Genomic DNA, 24132 nt, shown 5'->3' on the forward strand with positions numbered 1-24132 from the left:
GGCGTAACAAAATTACTCCGAATCGCTATAAAGTCTGCTTAAGGTCTCACGCGATATGCCCAAATAGGAAGCAATGAGTTTTTTGGGTACGCGTTGTAGCAGATCGGGATATTGTGCCGATAACTGCTCATAACGATCTTTGGCGGTATTTTTTAACAAGGACAGTACCCGGTTCTGAGAGGCTATATATCCAAGTTTAGTCTTTTTTGCCCAAAAACGTTCCATTTTGTGCATTTCCGCACTTAGTTTTTCCCTGTTTTCAAAGGTAATGTAGAGTAATTGACAGTCTTCCAGGCAGTCTATAAAAACCTTGGAAGGCACTTTGTTGTTGAAGGCTTCGTAATCTGTAATCCACCAGTTTTCCATGGCAAACTGAATGATGTGCTCTTTTCCAGCGGAATCGAAAAAATAGGAACGCAAGCATCCTTGGATAACCCAAAATTCCTTGTTTACGGGTTCCTTTTCTTGGATAAGGTATTGATGCTTTCTACGCCGAATTGGCTCAAAATGAGATAGGATGTATGAAAACTCCTCGTCCGTAAGGGAGATAAGTTCTTCTATGTGTTTTCTAAGCGGGTGCAAATCCATTTATAAATCAACGATTGGACAGATTATAAATATAAGGATAAAGAACCGACTATTGGTATTTGCGAATAGGTGTAGAGGCCTATAGACGCAAAGCACGGACAAAGCACGTAGAGCTGTCTTTTAGGCCTCTATAATTGGTTTTATACCAAGTTGGCTATGAGTAGCAATAGACTAGTGATTACACTTCCTATAAGTAGGTTAAGTATTAGTTTTGGTTTCTGTTGTGATAGCACAGCACCATTAAAAAACATACACATAATGGTAACAAAAAATAACTGAACCATTTGTGTCATCCCATTGCCATTCATAAGGATAAACATGGCGGCCGCAGAACCCAAACAACTTTGTGCTATAATGAATATTGCAGAATAACCTTGTAGACCACTTTTAAACTCTTTTAAAGATCTCAGATATAATTCCATGATGTGTGATTTAGCATAATAACACAAAGTTAAGCTCGGTAGGAGGCCCAGGTTTATGACCTAAATCATAACCGTCATTAGTTTGCATTTTGTGGAATAAGTGGAAGCCCGCAGCTAAATTGAAGGTAATAGTTAACGCAGTATTTTATGATGCTCTAACTTAATGGCGCCTTTTTTCTGTAAGGATTTAATGGAGCGTATTACGGTTTCTACACGCAATCCGGTTAAATCTGCCATTTGTTGTCTAGAGAGCTCTACTTTATAGATTTCATCTGGGTTTAGCTTATGGATATGTTTTTTAAAATAATCCATTAAACGTAACAAGCGGTGCTCGGCATTTTCTGAAGAGATTTCCGCAACCATCATAGCTTTATAATGTAGGCGATTGGCTAGGGTCTGGGTAACCTGTAAGTGTACATCAGGATTGGCTACCAAAAGTTCAAAAAATGCTTCTTTTTTTAGTTTCCAAACATAACTGTCCGTTACAGCTTCTGCATGGGCAGGATAGTTTCTTTCGCTAAACAGCGGCGGTTCCCCAAAACTACTACCTGGTTTAAAGATACCTTGTATAAACTCCTTACCATCATCATTAAAATTGTTCATTTTGATTTCACCCAAAGCTACCTGATAATAGAATTTTGCTTTAGAGTTAATGGTAAAAAGTGTGTCCCTTCGTTTTACGAATATCTTTTCAGCATTATAGGATACAAGCAACTCTTCGGAAATCATGAAAATGTACAAATAACGATTTTGTAGGCAGCAAATTAAGAACTTAAGCTGTTTTGAAGCGTATTAAACCTAAAAAACTTGGCGGATGGCTATAATTATATAAATAGGATTCAATAATTTTCCGATATTGCATGCCCTAAGGGGATATTAGCTCAGTTGGTTTAGAGCGCTGCCTTGACAGGGCAGAGGTCACTGGTTCGAATCCAGTATATCCCACAATCCCGATACCATTTTAGGACTGGTATGGTAATGTTTAATTGGCTTGTACAGAGGAAAAAACAATAGTGCAGGTCTTGGATTTACCAAACCATTGCACTCTTTTCTTTGCGGCCGTTGTATATATGAAGTCCCTGATAATTTTGGGTACAAGGGTCATTAACCTAGCGACTTTTTGAAACTTTGGAATTTTGGATAGGATTTTTAGAAAACCATCGGAGTGGGTATGTACACCCTGCTCATCTATAAGTATTACCGTCTCTAAACGTTCCACAGCAAAGTTATTTGCTTTTAACAGCGTTTTTCCTTCCCAGGACTGGAACGCTACAAATCGAAAGTTCTTATCCGGTGAAAAACGCAAAATATTCGTCACCACACCGTTGCACAGCCTGCATTCGCCATCAAAAATGATAATATTTTCCTTGCTTATATTTTTCATCGCTAAATTGAAGCGGTTTTAGATTATAGTCGTACAGAGCCATCAATAATTTCAATTACCCTATCCGATTTTTTTTGGAGCTCCAAATTATGTGTTGCCATAATTACGGTCTTGTTCTTTGCCGCTGTTATTTCCCTCAGGAGTTCAAAGATCAACAGGGTGTTTTTCTGATCTAGGTTTCCCGTGGGTTCGTCGGCAATTAGGATCGATGGATTGTTGATCAGGGCCCGGGCAATGGCAACTCGTTGTTGTTGGCCGCCAGAAAGCAATTGAGCTGGATGTTTCGAATAACCTTCCATGCCCATTTCCCTTAATAAGGTTAGTGCTTCCTCCCTAATTAGACTTACTTTTTTTTCTCCCAGTTTCATGGCAGGTAACATCACATTTTGTAATACATTGAATTCCGGTAATAGATAATGGAATTGATATACAAATCCGATATGTTTGTTTCTAAAGGCCGCTAGACGATCGGCCTTTAAGCTTTTAATGTTTTTGTCATGTATAAACAAATCACCTTCAAAATCCGTGTCCAAGGTGGCCAGAATATATAAAAGTGTGGATTTTCCACTCCCCGAAGTACCAAATATTGATACCAATTCCCCTGCTTCTGCATATATGGAAACGTTATTGAGTATCTGCTGCCTTTGGGGAAGCAGGAAGTGTTTATAAATATGTTTGGCCTCTAACATCATGTATTTCTTATTATTGTGGCCGGATCTACCTCGCTGGCCTTTTTGGCAGGAAAGTAACCAGCTAGTACCGCGGTTATTATCCCAAAGGACAGTCCAAGCAGGTAAAATAAATAATTGAAGTTTACAGGATAGGTATCCACGATAATAAAGTCGGTGGTTTCCAAGGGAGTTTTAGAAATAGCAAAACTGATCAAAAAACCAAAAATGACCCCCAGAAATGCACCTATGGCTCCTATTAACAGCGATTGGGTAAGAAAAACGAATATGATATCTTTAGATGTGTAACCCATGGTCTTAAGAACTGCAATGTCCTTTCTTTTTTGGACAACGGTGATATTCAAGATATTATAGATACCAAACCCTGCAACGAGCAAAAGGGCTATGGAAATGGTCCATGTAAGGACATTTCTTACCTTATTGCTAACAACAATGGTTTTGTTGTTTTCTTTCCAATCATTTATAGCCACATTTTCCAATGCTTCGTCAAGTAGCCCCCTAAGGCTTATGTTCTCCCTATCTTTTAGCTTTATATGTACGTGCGAGATCACGGGCTTATCTGCAAGCAAGTGCTGAAGTGTTTTACCAGCTACGTACGTTCTAAGATGGTCTATAGTAGTGAGTCCAAAACTGAATATCCCCGAAACCTCCAGCATACGGCTCCTTCCGTTGGGTAAGATCATTTTAAGACTATCGCCAACAGCGAGCTCCAATTTTTGGGCAAGGTTTACACCTAGAAGTATGGCATTGTCGCGATTGAGGCTTGGAAGACCTTCTCCTAGCACTAATCTTCGGTCCAAATCTACCATTTTTGTTTCCTGATCAGGAAAGACCCCGTTAACACTCACTGGCAATTGAGCAGTGTTACTGATTAGTATTGCGGGAGAAATAGTTTGATGCGCGTAAGCGGCAACATTACTGTTTTCGTCCAATAATGAATTTATCTTATCAATCTCATCTAGATGGGGTATACTGTTCTGGAAGATGCTTTTTTCTTTGTTTGCTCCATGCTTGTTACTTATTATTATGTCCGGGCTCCCATTGAAAACGGCATCGTCCAAAAAAGCATTTACTCCGGTCATGAAGCTAATCATGACAATAAAAATGGCCACACCCAGGACCACACCGAAAGTGGCCAGAATACTTTGTTTTTTGCGGTTCAATAAATATTGTAACGCAATAAACAGGTTTACCTTGTTAAAGGGGTTATTGGACATACCAATAGGTCGGGGAAACCTGTAGTCTATTACATTGGTCCGTGGGTGTTTCTTCTAAAGGAGCGGTAAGATCCTTTCTAGGGCCATACCCCTGGAGCCTTTGATCAGGATTGTACTTTTTTCCGGTTTATGCTCCTTTAGGTATAACTTCAGGGTATCAAAAGAGCTAAAGGTTTGTAAAGAGGAAGTTACTCCATCAAAATTGACGCCTACTAGAAAAATCTTGTCAAATCCCAGTTTTGCGGCCATGTCTGCAATATATTGATGTTCCTTGGCAGCGGTTTCCCCAAGCTCGAACATATCGCCCAAGAATACTATTTTTGGAGTTCCTGTCATGTTCTTGAAATTCTGTAATGCCGCCTCCATGCTCGTAGGGTTCGCATTGTAGGCATCCAAGACTATTTTATGTCCGTTTTGGATTATGACTTGAGAGCGGTTGTTTTGCGGTACAAAACTTTCAATAGCACTTTTTGTATCCGCTATTGGAACGTTAAAATATTTACCCATAAGTACAGCAATGGCACAGTTGGTAAAGTTGTAACTACCGATTAACTGCGATTTAATAATAACATCCTCGGCCTTGAGTGCCACGTACGGATCGGCCCCTAAAAAAAGGATGTTGTAATAGGTATGGTTATGCCCGCTAAACCCCATTTTTTTAATATAGCTGCGTAGTTTCTTTTCTTGGATTTCGTCATCGGCATTTAGAAAAACCGATTTGTCGTTATCCATTAGATAATCATAAAGCTCGCTTTTTCCTTTAATAACTCCTGCTTCACCACCAAATCCTTCTAAATGTGCTTTGCCAAAATTGGTGATATACCCAAAATCTGGCTGCGCTATTTTACAAAGGAAACTTATTTCTTTTTGATGGTTGGCACCCATTTCCACGATTGCTATTTCGGTATCTTGGGTAATGGAGAGCAAGGTAAGTGGAACCCCAATATGGTTATTTAGATTTCCTTGGGTGGCAATGGTGCTGTATTTTTTGGAGAGCACGGCATGGATGAGTTCTTTTGTAGTGGTCTTGCCATTACTTCCGGTAAGAGCAATTACACGCGCCTTGTAATAATTTCTGTGAAAGTTGGCCAATTGCTGAAGGGTTTCCAGTGCATTGTCCACCAATAAGGTCTTGTTGGAAAAATGTTGCTCTTTTTCGTCTATTATGGCTAGGCTTGCTCCTTTGGCAAGGGCTTCTGATGCATAGAGGTTACCATTAAAGTTGTCTCCTTTTAAGGCAAAGAAGATATCATCCTTTTTAAGTTTTCTTGTGTCCGTACAAACGTTGGGGTGTTGTAAAAAAAATTGGTGCAATTCTTCTATGCTCATAAATCTAAGATATAAAAAAAGCCCTTTTTAAAAAGGGCTTTTTTACACATATTTTTTTTTGCCGTTATCTTACTTTTTTGCCTCTAACGGTTTTATTTTTTGTTTTTGATTTGGATCCAACACGAGACATGGCACATCTAAATCCGATATAATCCGTAGCCATATATTGAGGTAGGTACCTGCGCTGTGCAGGGTCTAACCAATAGGCTCTATCTCTCCATGACCCACCTTTGAAAACTCTTACCTCATCATTGATCAGGGTAGTTCTATTGTTGGAGGTATCGTATTGACGAACCACCCTACCAAGAGAATCTCGTTCCACATTATGTTTAGGAGAATTGTACATGGATCTGCCATCCTCGTCTTCTTCATCACTAAATCTATCAAAGAATCTTGAAGACCCTGGATCACCATCTCTATAACCCCTGTTGTCACTAGAGGAAAAGTTAGTCCTAAGATAAGTTTCTTCGTCTCCTACAGGTACCATTTTAATTTCACCAGGAAGGTTCACCGCTACAATTTTGCCATTTGGCAAGGTATCGTAAACGATAGAGTCTCTTAGTATGTTTACTTTGCCATCTTCTCCGATAGCAGTTTTCATATAGATATTACCTCTATAATAGTTGAAGTCACTAATTTCGTCGTCTACAATTGGACGGTATACATCGGATACCCATTCTGCAACATTACCGGCCATGTCGTAAAGACCAAGGTCATTGGGCTTATACGATTTAACTTCTGCAGTAATATCCGCTCCATCGTCAGACCATCCGGCAATTCCGCCGTAATCTCCTTTTCCTTGTTTAAAGTTCGCCAATTGGTCTCCTCTACCAACACGTTGTCCGTTTCGGGTATAATCACCTTCCCAAGGATATTTTTTTCTACCTCTATAGTTGTTGTATTCTCTAGTACCTTGAAGTGCAGCCGCAGCGTACTCCCATTCGGTTTCTGTTGGAAGTCTATATTCTGGCATTATGATACCACTGCTTCGCTTTGCAAAGGCAGATACGGAATCTTTTTTCTGTTTTCCCTGTAGGGAATCTATCTGGCCGTTATAAACGGACTCTGGCCTGTTTAAATAGGCCTCGGTACTAAAGGTGCCTTCTACCTCACCGGTAGCAGCTTTATATTTTGCGTCTTGTGAAAGATACCCTTCCTTTTCCAACATGGCCTCGTTTACTCGGTCTGTTCTCCATTTGGCAAACTGTACGGCCTGTATCCAATTTACACCAACTACGGGATATTCGGCGTAGGCCGGGTGTCTTAGATAGTTGTTGGTCATAGTCTCGTTAAATCCGAGTCTATTTCTCCATACCAACGTATCTGGTAAAGCACCCTTGTAAATATTTGCATATTTTGGATTTTCTGGAGGATAAACACTCTTTAGATAGTCCAGGTATTCTAAGTACATAACATTGGTAACCTCCGTTTCATCCATGTAGAAAGATTGCACATGTTGTTGCGATGGGGTATTGTTCCAATCGTGCATTACGTCATCTTGTACCTTACCTTTTGTAAAGGTACCGCCTTCCACAAACACCAAACCAGGGGCAGTTGCCTGTTCTTTGAAATCTGTGTTGTACTGAAAACCACCTTCTTTTGCATTGATTTTCCAACCTGTAGCCCTTGAAACATTTTTGGATGAGGACGAGGATTTTTTACAACTTGTAAAACTACCCGCTACAACCAGACAAGAGAGTACAACTTTGATAAACTGTTTTTTCATAATTTGGACTTGAGTTCAAATACAAACCGCCACATGTGGTGGTTTGGAATTCGTATTTTAATTAATTTGTGCGTCACTTTCGGCTTATAAAACGACGAATTGCCTATTATATTTTGTCGCTCTAAAAATATTTTGGCCAATTTAGCCTGGGCGTATGATGTAAAGCATACCTTCCCAAAAATTATAACGATATAATATGCAATCTAGTATGGATAAACGAGTTTCTTTTTCGTTTTGACGAATTGTACCGCTTAGAAATTTCATTTTAGGTTAATTTCGCCAGCCATTAGGCCTTTTTTTTGCCCTATTCTTCGTATTGATAGGGATTCGCAAAAATAATAATGCTTTTATACAAGATAATATTAAAATGGACGTTTATTTGTAATACAACTAAATCATAATAGAAAAAATGAAGAAATTATTGATACTCACTTTGCTCTGTTTTGTGTGCAAAATATTTGCACAGGAAGACAGGGTAATAACCACTGCAGTGCCCTTTCTTACCATTGCAGCGGACGCTAGGGCAGCGGGTATGGGTGATATGGGTGTGGCTACATCTGTTGATGCCTTTTCTCAACAATGGAACCCCGCTAAGTTTGCTTTTGCGGAGCGAAAAATGGGAATAGGAGTTAGTTACACGCCTTACCTGGAGAGCGTTACTACAGATATAGCGCTCTTAAACGCTAATTTCTACAATAAAATAAATGATCGGAGTGCCTTCGCTGTTAGTGTTAGATACTTTACCCTAGGGGAAATAGAGCTAAGACAATTTGCCAATGACCCAGGTACAATAGCAAAACCTAATGAGTTTGCCATTGATGGATCTTACTCATTAAAATTAAGCGACCAATTTTCCATGGCCGTGGGAGGTAGGTTTATCAGTTCCAATCTAAAACTTCAAGATGCCGGGGTAGATTCTCAGGCGGGCAATAGTTTTGCCGTAGACGTGGCAGGTTATTATAGATCAAGGGAGATTGCCTATAACAGTTTTGACGGACGTTGGAGGGCAGGTTTCAACATTTCCAATCTTGGAGGTAAAATACAATACGATGAAGGCGGACAGGAAAACTTTTTACCTGCCAATCTTAAATTAGGTGGTGGTTTCGATTTTATTCTGGATCAGGATAATGTATTGGGAATTACCACTGAAATAAACAAATTATTGGTTCCTACACCAAGGGATTTTGATGGCGATGGCGATGTAGACTCGGAAGATAATGCCGAATACCAAGATATTACCTTCTTCAATGGTATATTCGAATCGTTTGGGGATGCCCCGGATGGTGGTAGCGAAGAACTTAAGGAATTAACCTGGGCCGTTGGTCTAGAATACGTTTATCAAGAAGCCTTTATGGTAAGGGCCGGATATTTTAACGAAAGCGAAGAAAAAGGGTCTAGAAAATTCTTTACACTTGGAGCGGGCTTTCAGTTTAAATCAGCGCAGATAGATCTATCTTATTTATTCTCTTCCTCACAAGTAAGGAACCCTCTGGAAAATACCCTGAGATTTTCCTTAACCTTTAACTTTGGAGAAGAATACTATAACAACTAAAATAATCATCAGATTTGATGGAAAAACCTGCCTTTGGGCAGGTTTTTCTATTTTTGTTCAGATACTAATCGCAATCCAACTAGACTTATGAAGAAGCGCCAAGTTACTTTTGACCTAAATGTCTATGATTCTTTTGAGACCCTTTCTGCAGAAGATCAACAACTTATGAAGATGGCTGTGGCTGCCAGAAAAGATGCCTATGCACCGTATTCAAATTTCTTGGTAGGAGCTGCAGTATTGATGGAAAACGGCGAGGTAGTCATTGGAAACAATCAGGAAAATGCTTCGTACCCATCCGGATTATGTGCTGAAAGAGTGGCCGTCTTCCAAGCAGGGGCAAAATATCCCGGTATACCAATAAAAGCCATAGCGATAACTGCAACTTCCAGAAATTATGTGGTAGGAGAGCCTGCGGCCCCGTGCGGTAATTGTAGGCAATCCATAGTTGAGTACGAACAAAAACAACAATCGCCCATTAGATTATTGCTTATGGGGGAAGCAGGGGAAGTGTTACAATGTAAATCCATTGCGGATATTTTACCCTTGGCCTTTAACAGCTCTTTTTTAAGATAGGTTTTTGCCATCAATTAAATAATGGCATAACCTGTAACTAGCTTTTACCTCAATGTTTTTCCACTATTGATTTAATGTGTATTTTTGTTTTTCCGTTTTATGAAAATTCTACAAAAAAAATAGGTTAATGGAAAAAATTACCAAAGAGGTCTACCTAAAGTGGTATGAGGATATGCTCTTCTGGAGAAAGTTCGAGGACAAACTGGCGGCAGTTTATATTCAGCAAAAAGTTAGAGGTTTTCTACACTTGTACAATGGACAAGAGGCCGTTTTGGCCGGAGCATTACATGCTATGGATCTAAGCAAGGATAGAATGATCACTGCATATCGAAATCACGTTCAGCCCATAGGTATGGGGGTAGATCCTAGAAAGGTAATGGCCGAATTGTACGGAAAGGTTACAGGGACGTCTCAAGGAATGGGTGGTTCCATGCATATCTTTTCCAAGGAGCATCGTTTCTATGGCGGTCATGGTATTGTTGGAGGTCAAATTCCACTAGGGGCCGGGTTGGCTTTTGGTGACAAGTATTTCAAAAGAGATTCAGTAACCCTTTGCTATATGGGAGATGGTGCGGTACGGCAAGGTTCCTTACACGAAACCTTTAATCTTGCCATGTTGTGGCAGCTGCCGGTAGTGTTCATTTGTGAAAATAATGGATATGCCATGGGAACATCCGTAGCCCGAACTTCGTATTCTACCGATATTTGGAAACTTGGATTGGGTTATGAAATGCCTTGTGGCCCAGTTGATGGTATGGATCCTGTTACCGTAGCCAAAGAAATGAGCAAAGCAATAGAGCGTGCTAGAACAGGGGGCGGACCTACCTTTTTAGAAATGAAGACCTATAGATATAGAGGACATTCCATGTCAGATGCACAGCATTATAGAACCAAAGCGGAAGTGGAAGAATACAAAAAAATAGACCCCATCACCCAGGTCTTGGATGTGATAAAGGAAAAGCAGTATGCCACAGAGGAAGAGGTTAAAGAAATTGATGCGCGTGTAAAGCAATTGGTTAAGGAATGTGAGCAGTTTGCAGAAGCATCGGATTACCCTCCTATAAGCCAGTTATATGATATGGTATATGAGCAAGAGGATTATCCATTTGTAGAACATAAATTATAAGTAAATGGCTGAAGTAATAAATATGCCCAGACTTAGTGATACCATGGAAGAAGGTACTGTGGCTAAGTGGCTAAAGAATGTTGGGGACAAGATAGAAGAAGGCGATATTTTAGCGGAAATAGAGACCGATAAGGCCACTATGGAGTTTGAGTCGTTCCACGAAGGAACACTTTTGCATATAGGAATTCAAGAAGGCGATGGTGCCCCGGTAGATACTTTATTGGCAATTATCGGTGAAGAAGGAGAGGACATTTCTGGATTGTTAAACGGAAAGTCGTCCGCACCGGCACCGTCCAAAGAGGAAACACAATCAGATACACCAGAGGCGGTAGATAACAAAGAGATTGAAGCAGCTTCTGGCGAAACAACCGCCATCCCGGAAGGGGTAGAGGTTATAAAAATGCCCAGACTTAGTGATACCATGGAAGAAGGTACCGTGGCTTCATGGTTGAAAAAAGTAGGAGATACCGTAGAAGAAGGAGATATACTTGCGGAAATAGAGACGGACAAAGCTACCATGGAGTTTGAATCCTTCTATAATGGGACCTTGTTGCACATAGGGATCAATGAAGGAGAATCTGCACCTGTGGACACGGTTTTGGCCGTGATAGGCCCGGAAGGGACCGATGTAGGTGCTGTGCTTAGTGCCAAACCTTCTGCAGCTGGGCCAACGACAGATACAAGTAGTGCTCCGGAGACTAAGAAGGAAGACTCTCCTGCTGTAGCAACGGAGAAAGTAGTTACTCCCAACGGACAACGTATTTTTGCTTCGCCTTTGGCAAAGAAAATTGCAGCAGAAAAAGGAATTAACATTGCAGATGTAAAAGGTACCGGTGACCATGGTAGAATTGTTAAAAAAGATGTGGAAGGTTATCAGCCTTCGGAAAAACCGGTCCAGACCACTCCTGCAGCAATTGAGCAGCCCACGGCGGCACCTATGGCAATGGCTCCGATAAATCTTCCTGTAGGCGAAGAGGGTAGTGAGGAAGTGAAAAACTCCCAAATGCGGAAGACTATTGCCAAAAGGTTGGCAGAATCAAAATTCACCGCACCACATTATTATCTAACCATAGAAGTAAATATGGATAGCGCCAAGGCATCCCGGGCCCAAATAAATAGCCTGCCCGATACCAAGGTGTCCTTCAACGATATGGTTGTTAAGGCTTGCGCCGTAGCACTTAAAAAACATCCACAGGTCAACACTATGTGGAATGGAGATACAACACGCTACAACCAACATATACATGTGGGTGTGGCCGTTGCTGTTGATGAAGGGTTGGTAGTGCCCGTTGTGAAATTTACGGACCAACTTAGCCTTACCCAAATAGGTGCATCCGTAAAAGATTTGGCCGGTAGGGCAAGAAATAAAAAATTAACCCCGGATGAAATGCAGGGGAGTACGTTCACGGTATCCAATTTAGGAATGTTCGGTATTCTGGATTTTACCTCAATTATTAACCAACCCAATTCTGCCATCCTCTCTGTTGGCGCAATTGTAGAAAAACCAGTGGTTAAAAACGGCGAGATTGTGGTGGGAAGCACAATGAAAGTTACCCTGGCCTGTGATCATAGAACGGTTGATGGAGCTACTGGTGCGCAGTTCTTACAAACTTTAAGGGCCTATTTGGAACATCCTGTAACAATGTTGGCATAAGACTTTTCAAAAGATTATATATGAAGCATCCTGATTAGTTCAGGATGCTTTTTTTATCTTTAAACTCAAAATTGATAAATAATGGAAAAACTTATCTGTACCGTTTTGCTTTCGCTAGCATTGGGTTGTGGGTCTACACAAATCAAAGAATCAAATACATCCGAAATTTCAAATTCACCAGACGGACTCAAAGCCCGTGTTGATGCTGTAGAAAAAAAAGATGATATGGTCATGGACCAAAAAGAAACTTCTTTCTCAAATAGTACTGGTGTTGGGGAAATTATCAGTTTTCTATCTTCCAATGGATTGAAGGGTAGAGATTCTGGTAGCGAGGGTATTGCCAAAGCCGCCGATTTTATAGAAAAGGTGTTTTTAAATAATGGTGTGGCACCTTATTTTAACTCCTACAGGGACACCTTGTCCAATTTTTCGGAACCGGCTTATAACATGGTAGGTTTTGTTGAAGGTAGTGACCCTGAATTAAAAAAAGAGTTCTTGGTAGTGGGGGCACATTACGATCATATCGGCGTTATAAAGGCAGTAGCCGGGGATTCAATAGCCAATGGCGCCAATGACAATGCTTCCGGTACTACCACAGTACTAGAGTTGGCACGATATTTTGGAAACGCCAAGACCAATAAAAGAAGTATCATTTTTGCACTTTTCAGTGCCGAAGAAAAGGGACTTTTGGGATCTATACATCTGGCCAAAAAACTGAAAGAAGAAAATTTAAACCTATATGCCATGTTAAATTTTGAAATGGTAGGGGTGCCTCTAAAGGAAAAGGATTACTTCATGTACATAACGGGTTATGAGGCCTCCAATTTAGCCGAGGTAAGTAACAATTATGCCAAAGAAAACCTAATAGGGTTTTTACCCACGGCCAAAGAATTTGATTTGTTTAAACGCTCGGATAATTATCCCTTCCATACCGAATTTGGAGTACCTTCCCAAACGTACTGTACTTTCGATTTTACCAATTTTGATCATTACCATAAAGTTGGCGATGAGGTTTCCCTAATGGACTTTGAACATATGGCTGCAGTTGTAAATAAAACCATTCCGGTACTAGAAGGCATTGCCAATGCATCTTCCCAGGAGCTTAAATATAAGTAGTCCATGGCCAACGTAGTTATTACAGGAAGTAGTAGGGGTATAGGTTTCGAAATGGCCAAACTTTTTGCCAAAGAAGGACATCAAGTGTTGGCACTCTCCAGGAATACCGAGCCAATATCCAAAATAAGCCATAAAAATATTACAACTTTCCCTTTTGACATTTCCAAACCTTCCGATTTGAAAAAATTGAAAGGTTTTCTAGATGAAAATTGGGAAACAGTGGACGTACTAATCAACAATGCGGGTAAATTGTTGCGAAAACCCTTTTTGGAAACCACAGCTTTGGAGTTTGAAGCGGTTTACGCCGTAAATGTTCTTGGCCTGGCTAACCTTACTAGGGCCATTATACCCAAGATGGCCAAAACCGGACATGTGGTCACGGTAAGTTCTATGGGAGGTGTTCAAGGAAGCATTAAGTTTCCTGGTCTCGCGGCTTACAGTTCCAGTAAGGCGGCCGTTATTGGTCTTACTGAAGTATGGGCAGAAGAGTTTAAAGAATCGGGGCCATCATTTAATGTATTGGCACTGGGTGCGGTTCAAACAGAAATGTTGGAAGAGGCTTTTCCAGGTTATCAGGCTCCTACCACACCTTTGGAAATGGCAACATATATTAAAGACTTTGCCCTTACCGGACATAAAATGTATAACGGAAAATTGTTACAGGTTTCAAATTCTACACCCTAAGCAATGCGGCGTTAAGCGTTTTTCTCATAAATAAAGAAATCGGCAAATGACGTAGTTTTTGGATTTTTTGCATCAAACGGATACCTGTTGGGTATTTTGTCGATCAGCTGAAAATTAAGCCTGTTCTTTGCCACCCAATCCGTAAACTTTCTATGCTTTACGTGTACCGCTGATTCGCTATTATTATCGTTGGAAGAATAAACGATAACATATTTATATGAAGAATCAAATAACCGTTCCATATAATCTTCGAAAACTGTATCCTCTACCAAATGATAGATAACATCAAGACTAAGTGATAAATCAAAAGTCTGGGGACGATAGGCACTTAGATGAAAAAAGGATTTGGTTGGATCATCACCAAAAAGATCTTTGCACTTTTGGATTATGGAATCACTTACGTCGTAAGCAGTGTACGAATTAAATTTGAAAAGTTGTAGTTGATTACCATCTCCACACCCAAATTCTACAACAGTATCTATCTTGTTTGTGGAGACAAAAGGGTTTATTACTTCTGCCTTAAATTCTGCGAGCCTATTGTAAGAGCCCGCACCGGAGTGCCCTCCTTTTTCATAGCGTTCTTCCCAGTATTGCGTAGATGTCTCAAACGGCACTTTAGGGTTTTTTTTCTTTTTGAAAAAAGCTGAAATCTTTTTTACGATGTTTGACATAATCCGGTAAGTTGTGAATGTTGGGTTAAACTCAAAACTTCAAAATACTTTGTTCTTTAGCTTGGGCGAAGTTAATTTTTTTTGATGAATTGTTCATTGCAAAGTAAAGGTGTTTACAAAAAAACTATTTTTGTCTTAATGGACGATGTTTTAAAGAAATACCTTCCCGAAAGAGCAGTTTTACCCTGCTTGGAGCTTATTAAGGAGACAGGGGTTAATTTAAAAATTGTAAACCAACGAGTTACACGTCATGGGGATTACAGGCGCTTGCCCAACGGCACGCATCAAATAACGGTGAATGCCACTGAAAATAAATATCGGTTTTTAATTACCCTGATACATGAGATTGCACATTTGTTGGCCTTTGAAAAATTTGGCAGGGCCATTAAACCCCACGGAATAGAATGGAAAAAGACCTTTCAGTATCTGATGCTTCCATTTATTAGACCAGATGTATTTCCGTCCAATCTTTTGCCCGTACTGGCCAGACACTTTAAAAACCCCAAAGCCAGTAGCGGTACCGACGCCGATTTATCAATTGCTTTAAAACAATTTGATGTTAAGACCAATAAAACGTACATTTTTGAACTACCATGGGGCAGTATCTTTAGAATATATAATGGTAAGCGTTTTAAAAAAGGAAATAAAAGGGTTAAAAGGTACGAGTGTGTTGAAATTGGCACCGGTAAAATGTATCTTTTTCAGCCCAATGCAGAAGTAGAATTGCTAAGTGATTAGCGAAGTGTTTGGCTTCCGAATGAAAAAGGATGTTAACCATTGAGGCCAGAATGGCTTTTTTTGGGTAACCAATAAAGAACAAAAAGATGAATAATAATTATTATGCGGTTTTAATGGCCGGTGGAGTTGGTTCTAGATTTTGGCCAGTAAGCACTTCTTCTTATCCAAAGCAGTTTCATGATATGCTTGGCAGTGGAGAAACACTCATACAGAAGACCTTTCATAGGCTTAACAAGTTTGTGCCCAAAGAGAACATATTGATTCTTACCAATGAAAGATATAACGACCTTGTATTGGAACAATTGCCGCTGGTAACCTCCGAACAGGTAGTCTTGGAGCCTGCCATACGAAATACGGCCCCTTGTATTTTATACGCAGCCTTAAAAATCCAAAAAATGAACCCGGACGCCGTAATGATAGTAGCCCCAAGCGACCACTGGATTGAGGATGAGGAGGCATTTGCGGCAGATGTGAAAAAATGTTTTACCAAATGCGAACAAGAAAAAGTGCTGTGTACCCTGGGCATTAAACCAACATTCCCGAATACGGGTTTTGGGTATATCGAATTTGAAAAGGAAAGCTCCGAAGTATTGAAAAAAGTACGTCAGTTTAGAGAAAAGCCCAATTACAAAACGGCTAGATCATTTTTGGAAGAAGGTAATTTTTTGTGGAACGCAGGAATATTTATGTGGAGTGCCAATACCATAGTTGACGCCTTTAAGGAATATCAACCCCAACAATATAAATTGTTCCATTCCGGATGGTCTTGCTATAACACCACCGAAGAACGGAGTTTCATTGCAGAGAACTACCCGGTAGCCGAGAATGTTTCAATAGATTATGCTATCTTGGAAAGATCAAAAGCAATTTATGTGCTTCCTGCTTCTTTTGATTGGAACGATCTGGGAACATGGGGTTCGCTATATGACAAGTTGGATAAGGATACAGATAACAATGCCGTGGTAAACAGCAAAGTTATTACGACCGATGCGCATGGTAATATGATAAGATCCGCCAAGGACAAGGTGGTGGTGGTAGATGGGCTAGACGACTATATTATAATCGATAAAGAAGAGGTGTTACTGATTTTTCCCAAATCCAAAGAACAAGACATCAAACAAGTGCTAGCAAAGGTTAAAGATAAATTTGGGGATAAGTACGCTTAATTATGCAAGAAAATCAATTTCAACAAAACAACGGAAAGCCGGAAGAGGAAGAACTGAGTGGCGAAGAAGTAAAAAAGAACTTTCAGGGACTATTGGGGAGTTCTAAAAAGTTTCTCTCGGAATTATTGGATATTAGAAACAATACCGATCAAGATGCCACCAAAGAATCAATAATAGCGGATATTCCTTTTAAGGGCCATACTTCATGGATTTTGATCTGCTCTATTTTTATAGCTTCTGTAGGCTTAAACGCAAATTCCACTGCCGTTGTTATTGGTGCAATGTTAATATCACCCTTAATGGGGCCTATTTTGGGTATAGGGATGTCTTTGGCTATTAACGATATAGATACTTTAAGGCGCTCCTTAAAGAATTTTGCCGTAATGGTGATACTTAGTGTTTTTACCGCTTTTTTGTTCTTTTACTTTTTTCCCTTGCGGAATGAATCCTCCGAGCTGCTTGCACGCACCGCACCCGATATCAGGGATGTGTTGATCGCTTTTTTTGGAGGACTTGCACTAGTGATAGCTAGGGCCAAGAAAGGAACCATTGCAAGTGTAATTTTCGGGGTTGCCATTGCCACGGCTTTGATGCCCCCTCTCTGTACTGTAGGTTTTGGTTTGGCCATTGGTAATTTGGACTATGCCGGAGGAGCCATGTTCTTGTTTGGTATAAATACGGTTTTTATTGCACTAGCTACTTTTTTGGTCATCAAATTACTGCGTTTTCCCATGGTCCGTTACGTGAATTCTAAGCGTAGAAGACTTATTGCAAGACTTGCCTCGCTCTTGGCAATAATCATGATGGTGCCGGCCGGGGTTACTTTTTATAATGTGTTTCAGGAGTCTAGATTTATGAAACAGGCACAAGACCTCATCAATGAGACCATAGGGGTCTATCAGTTTAACAAAAGTGGTAGATTTATGGATGATCTTACGCAGATTAATTATAATGGCGATGTAAATCCTACCATAGAATTGGTCTGTATGGGCGATGAACTTATCCCGGAAAATGTTATTGAGACATGGCGAACCCAGAAAAATAAATATTCCAAACTAACGGATACGGAACTTAGGATAGTACAGGGCGGAAAAGACGATACCGAACAAAAGTTTAATTACGTAAACGAGCTGTACGAATCTAAAAAAGCCGAACTTTTGGGTAAAGACGAAAAGATTCTTATGCTCGAGGAAGAATTGGGAAGATTGTCAAAACTATCTATTCCCTTTGCAGACATTAGTGCGGAAGCCAAAACCACTTATGAAAATCTTATGACCCTTGGTTTTTCACCGACTATAAAGACCGACTTTAACAAAACGGATACCATTCCTGTATTTGAGGTGAGGTGGAAAGATAAATCTAGGAAACAGCAAATTGAAGCGGACACCAAAAAACTGCATGCCTGGTTAAAACTTAGACTGAAAAACGATAAAATCGAAATTAAGGAAACAGAGAGCTAATTACGCTCTTCTATGTACATCTGCCTTACTTTTTTGAAGAGTTCCGAGGAATAAACAAAATTGGTGACCGCTTCATTGTCGGTTTTAAAGATCTCTTTATTAGTGCCTTCCCATTCCTTAAGTCCATTTTTGAGGAAGATTATTTTTTCCCCTATTTCCATAACGGAATTCATGTCATGGCTATTTATAATTGTGGTGATATTGTATTCTTTGGTGATTTCTTGTATAAGATTGTCAATGAGGATGGCCGTTTTAGGATCCAATCCAGAATTAGGTTCATCGCAGAATAAGTATTTGGGGTTCATTACAATGGCCCTTGCAATAGCGACTCTTTTTTGCATACCACCAGAAATTTCGGAGGGATATTTATGATGTGCATCCACTAGGTTTACCCGCTTTAACACAAAATCTACCCGATCTTCCATTTCTGATTTGGACCGTTTTGTAAACATTTCCATTGGAAATCTAACATTGCCTGCCACCGTCATGGAATCAAAAAGGGCACTTCCTTGGAATACCATACCCATTTCTTGGCGTAAATCCCTTTTTTCATCTCCGGAAAGCTCGGCGTAGATCTTTCCGTCATAACTTATGGTGCCTTTTTCTGGTGTAAACAACCCCAAAAGACATTTTAGGAAAACCGTCTTTCCCGATCCGCTTTGGCCAATGATTAAATTGGTTTTCCCCTTGTCAAAACTGGTGGAAATTCCCTTTAGTACTTCCGTTTCTCCAAACGATTTTTCTATATCCTTTACCTCTATCATTAGCCTAATAGTAACTGGGTTAGTATATAGTTGAGGATGATTATCACCACACTGGTCCAAACGAACGAAGTGGTACTGGCCTTACCAACTTCCAAGGCCCCACCCTTCATGTAATAACCATGATATGATGGTATTGTAGCTATTACAAATGCAAATACAATAGTCTTTATAAAGGCATAGGTTATATGGAAGGGTATAAATTCGTTCTGTATTCCCTTAATAAAATCGGCACTAGAACTAAAACCTCCAAAAACACCGGCAATCCACCCTCCCAAAATTCCAACATACATGGCTATAGCTATGGCAAACGGGTACATTAAAAGCGCTATTATTTTGGGAAATACCAAATAGTTAAGTGAATTTACCCCCATAACCTCCAAAGCATCAATCTGTTCCGTAACACGCATGGTACCTATACTGGAAGTGATATAAGAGCCCACCTTACCTGCCATGATAATGGAGGTAAAAGTTGGGGCAAATTCCAAAATTACAGACTGTCTTGTGGCAAAACCTATCAGACTCCGCGGTATCAATGGACTTGTTAAGTTTAACGCTGTCTGTATGGTAACAACTCCGCCAATAAAAAAAGATATAAAAATAATTATACCTAAAGAACCAAAAATTAACTCATCTATTTCTTTTAGAATTAAGGTTTTCATCACCGACCATTTGGTGGGTTTTTTAAAAACCTCTCGGATCATTATAGAATAGCTACCAATAGATGCTATATAGTTCATGCAGTAAAAATATACTTCTTGTTGTAAAAATAACAATATTAAATGTCATTTAATCTTCAATTAAAGTTTTAAGACTTTAATTTATTTACTTTTACTTTTTTAAGAAATTCAACATGATCAGAAATAACACGCTGCTTTTTATTTTAGTATTTCTATTCGCCAGCTATCCGGTTGATGGATGGGCTCAAAGAAAATCAAAAACAAAATTTCAACAACAACAGGTAAAGGCCCCAAATACCAGTCCCCGATTAGTGGTAGGTATTGTGGTAGATCAAATGCGTTATGATTATCTAACCCGGTTTTGGAATCACTATGGAGAAGGTGGTTTTAAGCGCTTGGTCAATGAAGGTTTTAATTGCAAGAACAATCATTTTAATTATGCGCCGACCAAAACAGGTCCTGGACATGCTTCCGTCTTCACCGGTACTACGCCGGCGGTACATGGAATTATTGCCAATGACTGGTATGATAAGGATCTGGATAGATTGGTTTATTGCACCGAGGATCAGACCTTTGGTTCTGTTGGGACAAGCTCGGACGCCGGAAAGATGTCGCCCCAAAGAATGTTGGTTACCACAGTAGGGGATCAATTACGGTTACATACTCAAATGCGAGGTAAAACCATTGCGGTTTCCTTAAAGGATAGAGGTGCTATATTACCCGGTGGGCATACTGCAAATGCCGCCTATTGGTTCCATGGCCAGAACGAGGGACTCTGGATTAGCAGCACTTTTTATATGACAGAACTGCCAGCATGGGTCAATGATTTTAATGTTTCGGACGCGGTTGAACAATATAAAAAGGTATGGTCACCAATAAAGGATATTAACAGCTATTTGGAGAGTGGATCAGATGCAAATAAGTACGAGCGTTTGTTTGTAGGCGAAACTACTTCTGCCTTTCCCCATGATCTTGTAAGTCTTTGGGACTTGAACGAAGGATTCGATATACTTAAGGCCACTCCTTTTGGAAATAGTATCACTACAGATTTTGCATTAGCTGCTTTAAAAGGCGAAAAGTTAGGGCAAGATACTATCACCGATTTTTTTGCCATAAGTTTTTCCAGTACGGATTATGTGGGCCATCATTTTGGGGTAAACTCAAAAGAAGTACAGGATACCTATGTACGACTGGATAAGGATTTGGAGCGACTTTTAAACGCGCTCGATGAACAAGTTGGAGCAACAGAATACACCGTATTTTTAACCGCCGACCACGGTGCCATTCATGTGCCGGCTTTCCTTAAGGATAAAAAGATTCTTGCAGGGTATTCCGAACTGGCCGAGAAGCAATCAGAATTTGACGATTTTTTAAAATATACCTTTGGAACTACAGATATAGTGAAGAACATTTCTAACGATCAAGTTTTTTTGGATCACAAGATAATTGGGAATCTAGATTTGGAAATAAAAGAGGTTCAGCAAGTTATTGCCCAGGAATTATTGGGGTATTCCTTTATAGAACGGGTGTATACCGGATATCAGATGTGGAACAATCCATATAATGAGGGCATACCTCATATTTTGCAAAATGGATATCACCAAAAACGCTCTGGCGATGTCTTAATGGTTCTAAGCCCGGGAACGGTTGATTATGATCTAACAGGATCTACCCATGGAACCCCACAGATATATGATACGCATGTACCATTATTGTTTTATGGGAAGGGTATAAAAAATGGAAGTACTTTTGAAAGAACCGAGATTCCCGATATTGCGCCGACCATAGCATCTTTATTGGGTATTGCTTTTCCCAATGGAGCTACAGGAAAGACTTTGGAAAAGGTGTTAAAGTAACTTTTTTAATATAGCGTTCCAACGAAGTTTACGGATAAATTTGCCCTCTTCTTCGGTTACCAAAAACTGGGACTTGTTTTTTGCGGCTTTAAAAAATCCCTTTAGATTGTCTGTAAAAGCAAATATCTTGCGGTTTTTTATGGCCATCTTTAGGGAGGCTATTAAAGTGATCCAAAACCCATAGCGCATGGTATACATGGCTTTGCCCTGCAGTAGTTTAGCCTTTTTATTGTAGGCATTCCCAATAGGGCGTAGGTGCTTCACTTTTAGTTCGGGATTGGTAAAAATATCAAAGCCCTGGTATTTGGCAAGAAGTTCGTCTACGGTATCCCAACCCATGGCACTTTTTAAACCGCCTATGGCCTTGAAACACTGTTTTGAATAAGCCTTAAACGCACCCCGTACATGGTCAGAATTCATGGGGTGGTTCAATATCCAGGCCCCATTTTTATTCTTTTCGTAGGCAAACCCCCCAGCAATACCTACTTGGGGCTGTGACTCAAAAATTTTGGATATTTCAGCAAAATAATTTTTGGGAAGTACTATGTCGGCGTCCATTTTTACCATAAAATCATAAGGTTCCGTCAACTGCTCTAAACCCTTGTTAAATGCGTTGATGACCTTACTGCCCGGCATGTGTGAAGTAGATGAAATAGTGTTCACCTTTACAAAAAAAGAGTGCTTATTAACAAATGAATCTATTATGGCCTCTGTGGTATCCGCGGAGTTGTCGTTGACAACTATTACCTTTTGTGGTAGATGAGATTGCTGAACTACTGAGTCTAGGGCTTGCGTTAAAAAAGCCTCCTCATTATGTGCAGGAATTATAATACAGTATTTCATAAATACAGAAACCAAATTACAATATCATAGCCAAAGATCGATTTCTTCTACTGATCTTTTTTGCGGATTGCGTATACAATGTAATATCTGGGGGTAAAGCTTCTAAGAAAGGGTCTAAAACCTAACTTGTTTACTGGATTTGTCCATTTTGCCATGTCCCTTATTTCCCAACCGGCTTTTTGCAGCAACCAGTCAAATTGCCAATCCTCAAATTCGTGATAGTGCCTATCCCATGGGTCCGTTTTGCTTTTATAAGCAGGTGAGAACCATAGTCGTAAAGGGATGCTGGCAACAAGCTTGTCGGCTTTTATCTCCCGCAGTACATTGAACGGGGCTACTAAATGCTCAAAAATTTCAAAGGCCGTTACCACTGATGCCGTGGACTCTACAACGGAAGAAAAATCAATATCAAGGTCTTCACCTTTAGTGTTTTCTACCTCATATCCTTCGTTTCGCATTAATTTTGAGAATGGATTGTCCACTCCCAAATCCATTATTAGCTCTTCTGGGCGAATATGCTTTTTAAGGAACTCCAGGGTATGTTTATATCTTTTGTTGGGATAGGTGTTATCGTACATACCAGCTGTGCCGTTTTTTTAGTCTAGATTTCTAAGTACGAAAGTAAAAATAAAGTATGGTATTAACTAAACAACGAAGCACTTAAGGTAAAGCCCGTAACGCTTTCCTGATAATAGTCAATATTTGTAGACCAATGCATTTATGTTCATTCCGGCACCAACACTGGCGAAAATTAGGACATCTCCCTTATTAATATGCTGATTTTCCAACTCACCAGATTTTACCATATCTAGAAGTATAGGAACGGTAGCTACGGAATTGTTTCCTAATTTGCTGATATTCATGGGTACAACATCTTCCGGGACTTCTAAGTCATATAATTTGTAGAAACGTTTCACTATAGCTTCGTCCATTTTGGCGTTCGCCTGATGGATGAATATTTTCTTAACATCGTTTATAGAAACACCACTATCATCCACACAATCCTTCATGGCTTGTGGAACGTGGGTAACAGCAAATTCATAGATTTTTCGGCCGTGCATTTTAATATAACGCCTATCATTTTTTGATGATTTGTCATAACCTTCACCAAAAAATAAATAATAAGCCTCACCGTTGGCATATGTAGCTGAGGTATGGCCCAAAATATTCCCAGTTCCGTTGGAAGTAGCTTCAATGATAGTAGCACCCGCTCCATCCGAATAGATCATGGAATCCCTATCGTTCTCATCTACAACTCTAGAGAGCGTCTCTCCGCCAATCACTAGACATTTTTTTGCTAAACCACTTTTGATAAAGGCTTTGGCCTGTATAACACCTTCTATCCAGCCTGGGCAACCAAAAAGAACGTCATAAGCAACGCATCTAGGATTTTTTATTCTTAGATGATGTTTTACTCTTGTGGCCAAGCTAGGAAGTGTATCGGCTTGGCATTTACCGTAGGAAACATCACCAAAATTATGGGCAAAAATGATATAATCTAACTGTTCTTTATCTATACCGGCATCTTTGATTGCTTTTTGTGCTGCCAAAAACCCCAAATCTGATGCGTTCAAATCATTGGTGGCATATCGTCTTTCGTCAATTCCGGTAATTGCCTGGAACTTATCTATAATTACATCGTTAGGATATTGAAAATTGGAGCCGTCAGAATTCAAGAATTCGTGATGCCAAAAGTTTTCATTGGGAGTAATAATTGTAGGTATATATGCACCTGTTCCGGTAATTGCAATATTCATTAGAATTGTAAGTGTTGGTTGTTTGGTATACAAGATATCAAAAAACCGAATCCTTAATTATGCGTGCATAAGAGTTCTTATGATGTTCAATTCGTATCCCATATCAGCGCACGGCTTTGCAGAAATCACAGGTAAAACCC

Annotated in this window: 24 protein-coding genes and 1 tRNA gene; 11 read left to right on the forward strand and 14 right to left on the reverse strand. The window is 39.9% G+C overall.

Annotation, left to right across the window (positions count from 1 at the left end):
* Nucleotides 1-12: 12 nt before the first annotated feature.
* From ACEQ81_RS11655 to ACEQ81_RS11665, 3 genes are all read right to left on the reverse strand, one after another.
* Entirely contained in the window at nt 13-588 is a 576-nt protein-coding gene (locus tag ACEQ81_RS11655) for a Crp/Fnr family transcriptional regulator (RefSeq protein ID WP_411031077.1), read from the reverse strand.
* A 140-nt stretch (nt 589-728) separates the two neighbouring features.
* Entirely contained in the window at nt 729-1010 is a 282-nt protein-coding gene (locus ACEQ81_RS11660; protein WP_411031078.1) for a hypothetical protein, read from the reverse strand.
* A 132-nt stretch (nt 1011-1142) separates the two neighbouring features.
* Nucleotides 1143-1739, reverse strand: a complete 597-nt coding sequence (locus tag ACEQ81_RS11665) for a Crp/Fnr family transcriptional regulator (protein WP_411031079.1) — start codon at nt 1737-1739, stop codon at nt 1143-1145.
* A gap of 141 nt (nt 1740-1880) precedes the next feature.
* Here ACEQ81_RS11665 and ACEQ81_RS11670 point away from each other — a divergent pair.
* Nucleotides 1881-1955 (forward strand) — tRNA-Val (locus ACEQ81_RS11670).
* 37 nt (nt 1956-1992) lie between these two features.
* Here the strand turns inward: ACEQ81_RS11670 and ACEQ81_RS11675 are convergent.
* From ACEQ81_RS11675 to gldJ, 5 genes are all read right to left on the reverse strand, one after another.
* Nucleotides 1993-2394: a thiol-disulfide oxidoreductase DCC family protein gene (locus tag ACEQ81_RS11675; RefSeq protein ID WP_411031080.1), complete on the reverse strand. Its 402-nt coding sequence runs from the start codon at nt 2392-2394 to the stop codon at nt 1993-1995.
* Between the two features lie 23 nt (nt 2395-2417).
* Nucleotides 2418-3086: an ABC transporter ATP-binding protein gene (locus tag ACEQ81_RS11680; RefSeq protein WP_411031081.1), complete on the reverse strand. Its 669-nt coding sequence runs from the start codon at nt 3084-3086 to the stop codon at nt 2418-2420.
* Nucleotides 3083-4300 (reverse strand): ABC transporter permease, encoded by a 1218-nt coding sequence (locus ACEQ81_RS11685; protein WP_411031082.1) that lies wholly within the window; start codon nt 4298-4300, stop codon nt 3083-3085. The genes ACEQ81_RS11680 and ACEQ81_RS11685 overlap by 4 nt, the downstream gene beginning before the upstream one ends.
* Before the next feature lie 54 nt (nt 4301-4354).
* A complete protein-coding gene (locus ACEQ81_RS11690; RefSeq protein WP_411031083.1) occupies nt 4355-5629 on the reverse strand; it encodes a UDP-N-acetylmuramoyl-tripeptide--D-alanyl-D-alanine ligase in 1275 nt (424 codons plus the stop codon).
* A 64-nt stretch (nt 5630-5693) separates the two neighbouring features.
* The gene (gldJ, locus tag ACEQ81_RS11695; protein ID WP_411031084.1) at nt 5694-7355 is read right to left on the reverse strand and encodes a gliding motility lipoprotein GldJ; all 1662 of its coding nucleotides are present in this window, start codon (nt 7353-7355) and stop codon (nt 5694-5696) included.
* A gap of 409 nt (nt 7356-7764) precedes the next feature.
* On the opposite strand from gldJ, the gene porV reads away from it, so the two are divergent.
* The 6 genes from porV (at nt 7765) to ACEQ81_RS11725 (ending at nt 14060) form a co-directional block, all read left to right on the forward strand.
* Nucleotides 7765-8907, forward strand: coding sequence for a type IX secretion system outer membrane channel protein PorV (porV, locus tag ACEQ81_RS11700; RefSeq protein ID WP_411031085.1), 1143 nt, complete (start codon nt 7765-7767; stop codon nt 8905-8907).
* 33 nt (nt 8908-8940) lie between these two features.
* Nucleotides 8941-9480, forward strand: a complete 540-nt coding sequence (gene cdd, locus ACEQ81_RS11705) for a cytidine deaminase (RefSeq protein ID WP_411031086.1) — start codon at nt 8941-8943, stop codon at nt 9478-9480.
* 127 nt (nt 9481-9607) lie between these two features.
* On the forward strand, nt 9608-10606 hold the full coding sequence (pdhA, locus tag ACEQ81_RS11710; protein ID WP_411031087.1) for a pyruvate dehydrogenase (acetyl-transferring) E1 component subunit alpha: 999 nt from the start codon (nt 9608-9610) through the stop codon (nt 10604-10606).
* A gap of 4 nt (nt 10607-10610) precedes the next feature.
* A complete protein-coding gene (locus ACEQ81_RS11715) occupies nt 10611-12260 on the forward strand; it encodes a pyruvate dehydrogenase complex dihydrolipoamide acetyltransferase (protein ID WP_411031088.1) in 1650 nt (549 codons plus the stop codon).
* An 81-nt stretch (nt 12261-12341) separates the two neighbouring features.
* Nucleotides 12342-13376, forward strand: coding sequence for a M28 family metallopeptidase (locus ACEQ81_RS11720; protein WP_411031089.1), 1035 nt, complete (start codon nt 12342-12344; stop codon nt 13374-13376).
* 3 nt (nt 13377-13379) lie between these two features.
* Nucleotides 13380-14060, forward strand: coding sequence for an SDR family NAD(P)-dependent oxidoreductase (locus ACEQ81_RS11725; RefSeq protein WP_411031090.1), 681 nt, complete (start codon nt 13380-13382; stop codon nt 14058-14060).
* Between the two features lie 11 nt (nt 14061-14071).
* Here ACEQ81_RS11725 and ACEQ81_RS11730 read toward each other — a convergent pair whose 3' ends face one another.
* Nucleotides 14072-14731 (reverse strand): methyltransferase domain-containing protein, encoded by a 660-nt coding sequence (locus ACEQ81_RS11730; RefSeq protein ID WP_411031091.1) that lies wholly within the window; start codon nt 14729-14731, stop codon nt 14072-14074.
* 138 nt (nt 14732-14869) lie between these two features.
* Between ACEQ81_RS11730 and ACEQ81_RS11735 the strand changes: the two genes are divergently transcribed.
* The 3 genes from ACEQ81_RS11735 (at nt 14870) to ACEQ81_RS11745 (ending at nt 18095) form a co-directional block, all read left to right on the forward strand.
* The gene (locus ACEQ81_RS11735; protein WP_411031578.1) at nt 14870-15469 is read left to right on the forward strand and encodes a SprT-like domain-containing protein; all 600 of its coding nucleotides are present in this window, start codon (nt 14870-14872) and stop codon (nt 15467-15469) included.
* Between the two features lie 86 nt (nt 15470-15555).
* The gene (locus ACEQ81_RS11740) at nt 15556-16635 is read left to right on the forward strand and encodes a mannose-1-phosphate guanylyltransferase (protein WP_411031092.1); all 1080 of its coding nucleotides are present in this window, start codon (nt 15556-15558) and stop codon (nt 16633-16635) included.
* Between the two features lie 2 nt (nt 16636-16637).
* Nucleotides 16638-18095, forward strand: a complete 1458-nt coding sequence (locus ACEQ81_RS11745; protein WP_411031093.1) for a DUF389 domain-containing protein — start codon at nt 16638-16640, stop codon at nt 18093-18095.
* On the opposite strand, the gene ACEQ81_RS11750 is transcribed toward ACEQ81_RS11745, so the two are convergent.
* Both ACEQ81_RS11750 and ACEQ81_RS11755 read right to left on the reverse strand, forming a co-directional pair.
* The gene (locus ACEQ81_RS11750) at nt 18092-18859 is read right to left on the reverse strand and encodes an ABC transporter ATP-binding protein (RefSeq protein ID WP_411031094.1); all 768 of its coding nucleotides are present in this window, start codon (nt 18857-18859) and stop codon (nt 18092-18094) included. The two genes, ACEQ81_RS11745 and ACEQ81_RS11750, sit on opposite strands and share 4 nt — an antisense overlap.
* Nucleotides 18859-19596 carry an MlaE family ABC transporter permease gene (locus ACEQ81_RS11755; protein WP_411031095.1) on the reverse strand — a complete coding sequence of 246 codons (738 nt, stop codon included), beginning with the start codon at nt 19594-19596 and terminating at the stop codon, nt 18859-18861. The genes ACEQ81_RS11750 and ACEQ81_RS11755 overlap by 1 nt, the downstream gene beginning before the upstream one ends.
* Before the next feature lie 113 nt (nt 19597-19709).
* Here ACEQ81_RS11755 and pafA point away from each other — a divergent pair, with 113 nt between their 5' ends.
* Nucleotides 19710-21392: an alkaline phosphatase PafA gene (gene pafA, locus ACEQ81_RS11760; protein ID WP_411031096.1), complete on the forward strand. Its 1683-nt coding sequence runs from the start codon at nt 19710-19712 to the stop codon at nt 21390-21392.
* Here the strand turns inward: pafA and ACEQ81_RS11765 are convergent.
* The 3 genes from ACEQ81_RS11765 to ACEQ81_RS11775 all read right to left on the reverse strand — a co-directional run bounded on the left by ACEQ81_RS11765 (nt 21384) and on the right by ACEQ81_RS11775 (nt 23992).
* Nucleotides 21384-22235, reverse strand: a complete 852-nt coding sequence (locus ACEQ81_RS11765) for a glycosyltransferase family 2 protein (RefSeq protein WP_411031097.1) — start codon at nt 22233-22235, stop codon at nt 21384-21386. The two genes, pafA and ACEQ81_RS11765, sit on opposite strands and share 9 nt — an antisense overlap.
* Before the next feature lie 47 nt (nt 22236-22282).
* Nucleotides 22283-22813, reverse strand: coding sequence for a methyltransferase (locus tag ACEQ81_RS11770; RefSeq protein WP_411031098.1), 531 nt, complete (start codon nt 22811-22813; stop codon nt 22283-22285).
* Nucleotides 22814-22930: 117 nt separating this feature from the next.
* Entirely contained in the window at nt 22931-23992 is a 1062-nt protein-coding gene (locus tag ACEQ81_RS11775; protein ID WP_411031099.1) for a 3-oxoacyl-ACP synthase III family protein, read from the reverse strand.
* Between the last annotated feature and the right edge of the window lie 140 nt (nt 23993-24132).

Origin of the sequence: Spongiimicrobium sp. 3-5, assembly GCF_046557915.1 — a bacterium.
GTDB lineage: Bacteria > Bacteroidota > Bacteroidia > Flavobacteriales > Flavobacteriaceae > JBHEBG01.

What these genes read in the sequence shown, in the direction of transcription:
- ACEQ81_RS11655 (WP_411031077.1), bottom strand. Translation starts at nt 588, where the DNA reads ATGGATTTGCACCCGCTTAGAAAACACATAGAAGAACTTATCTCCCTT.
- ACEQ81_RS11660 (WP_411031078.1), bottom strand. Translation starts at nt 1,010, where the DNA reads ATGGAATTATATCTGAGATCTTTAAAAGAGTTTAAAAGTGGTCTACAA.
- ACEQ81_RS11665 (WP_411031079.1), bottom strand. Translation starts at nt 1,739, where the DNA reads ATGATTTCCGAAGAGTTGCTTGTATCCTATAATGCTGAAAAGATATTC.
- ACEQ81_RS11675 (WP_411031080.1), bottom strand. Translation starts at nt 2,394, where the DNA reads ATGAAAAATATAAGCAAGGAAAATATTATCATTTTTGATGGCGAATGC.
- ACEQ81_RS11680 (WP_411031081.1), bottom strand. Translation starts at nt 3,086, where the DNA reads ATGATGTTAGAGGCCAAACATATTTATAAACACTTCCTGCTTCCCCAA.
- ACEQ81_RS11685 (WP_411031082.1), bottom strand. Translation starts at nt 4,300, where the DNA reads ATGTCCAATAACCCCTTTAACAAGGTAAACCTGTTTATTGCGTTACAA.
- ACEQ81_RS11690 (WP_411031083.1), bottom strand. Translation starts at nt 5,629, where the DNA reads ATGAGCATAGAAGAATTGCACCAATTTTTTTTACAACACCCCAACGTT.
- gldJ (WP_411031084.1), bottom strand. Translation starts at nt 7,355, where the DNA reads ATGAAAAAACAGTTTATCAAAGTTGTACTCTCTTGTCTGGTTGTAGCG.
- porV (WP_411031085.1), top strand. Translation starts at nt 7,765, where the DNA reads ATGAAGAAATTATTGATACTCACTTTGCTCTGTTTTGTGTGCAAAATA.
- pdhA (WP_411031087.1), top strand. Translation starts at nt 9,608, where the DNA reads ATGGAAAAAATTACCAAAGAGGTCTACCTAAAGTGGTATGAGGATATG.
- ACEQ81_RS11715 (WP_411031088.1), top strand. Translation starts at nt 10,611, where the DNA reads ATGGCTGAAGTAATAAATATGCCCAGACTTAGTGATACCATGGAAGAA.
- ACEQ81_RS11720 (WP_411031089.1), top strand. Translation starts at nt 12,342, where the DNA reads ATGGAAAAACTTATCTGTACCGTTTTGCTTTCGCTAGCATTGGGTTGT.
- ACEQ81_RS11725 (WP_411031090.1), top strand. Translation starts at nt 13,380, where the DNA reads ATGGCCAACGTAGTTATTACAGGAAGTAGTAGGGGTATAGGTTTCGAA.
- ACEQ81_RS11730 (WP_411031091.1), bottom strand. Translation starts at nt 14,731, where the DNA reads ATGTCAAACATCGTAAAAAAGATTTCAGCTTTTTTCAAAAAGAAAAAA.
- ACEQ81_RS11735 (WP_411031578.1), top strand. Translation starts at nt 14,870, where the DNA reads ATGGACGATGTTTTAAAGAAATACCTTCCCGAAAGAGCAGTTTTACCC.
- ACEQ81_RS11740 (WP_411031092.1), top strand. Translation starts at nt 15,556, where the DNA reads ATGAATAATAATTATTATGCGGTTTTAATGGCCGGTGGAGTTGGTTCT.
- ACEQ81_RS11745 (WP_411031093.1), top strand. Translation starts at nt 16,638, where the DNA reads ATGCAAGAAAATCAATTTCAACAAAACAACGGAAAGCCGGAAGAGGAA.
- ACEQ81_RS11750 (WP_411031094.1), bottom strand. Translation starts at nt 18,859, where the DNA reads ATGATAGAGGTAAAGGATATAGAAAAATCGTTTGGAGAAACGGAAGTA.
- ACEQ81_RS11755 (WP_411031095.1), bottom strand. Translation starts at nt 19,596, where the DNA reads ATGAACTATATAGCATCTATTGGTAGCTATTCTATAATGATCCGAGAG.
- pafA (WP_411031096.1), top strand. Translation starts at nt 19,710, where the DNA reads ATGATCAGAAATAACACGCTGCTTTTTATTTTAGTATTTCTATTCGCC.
- ACEQ81_RS11765 (WP_411031097.1), bottom strand. Translation starts at nt 22,235, where the DNA reads ATGAAATACTGTATTATAATTCCTGCACATAATGAGGAGGCTTTTTTA.
- ACEQ81_RS11770 (WP_411031098.1), bottom strand. Translation starts at nt 22,813, where the DNA reads ATGTACGATAACACCTATCCCAACAAAAGATATAAACATACCCTGGAG.
- ACEQ81_RS11775 (WP_411031099.1), bottom strand. Translation starts at nt 23,992, where the DNA reads ATGAATATTGCAATTACCGGAACAGGTGCATATATACCTACAATTATT.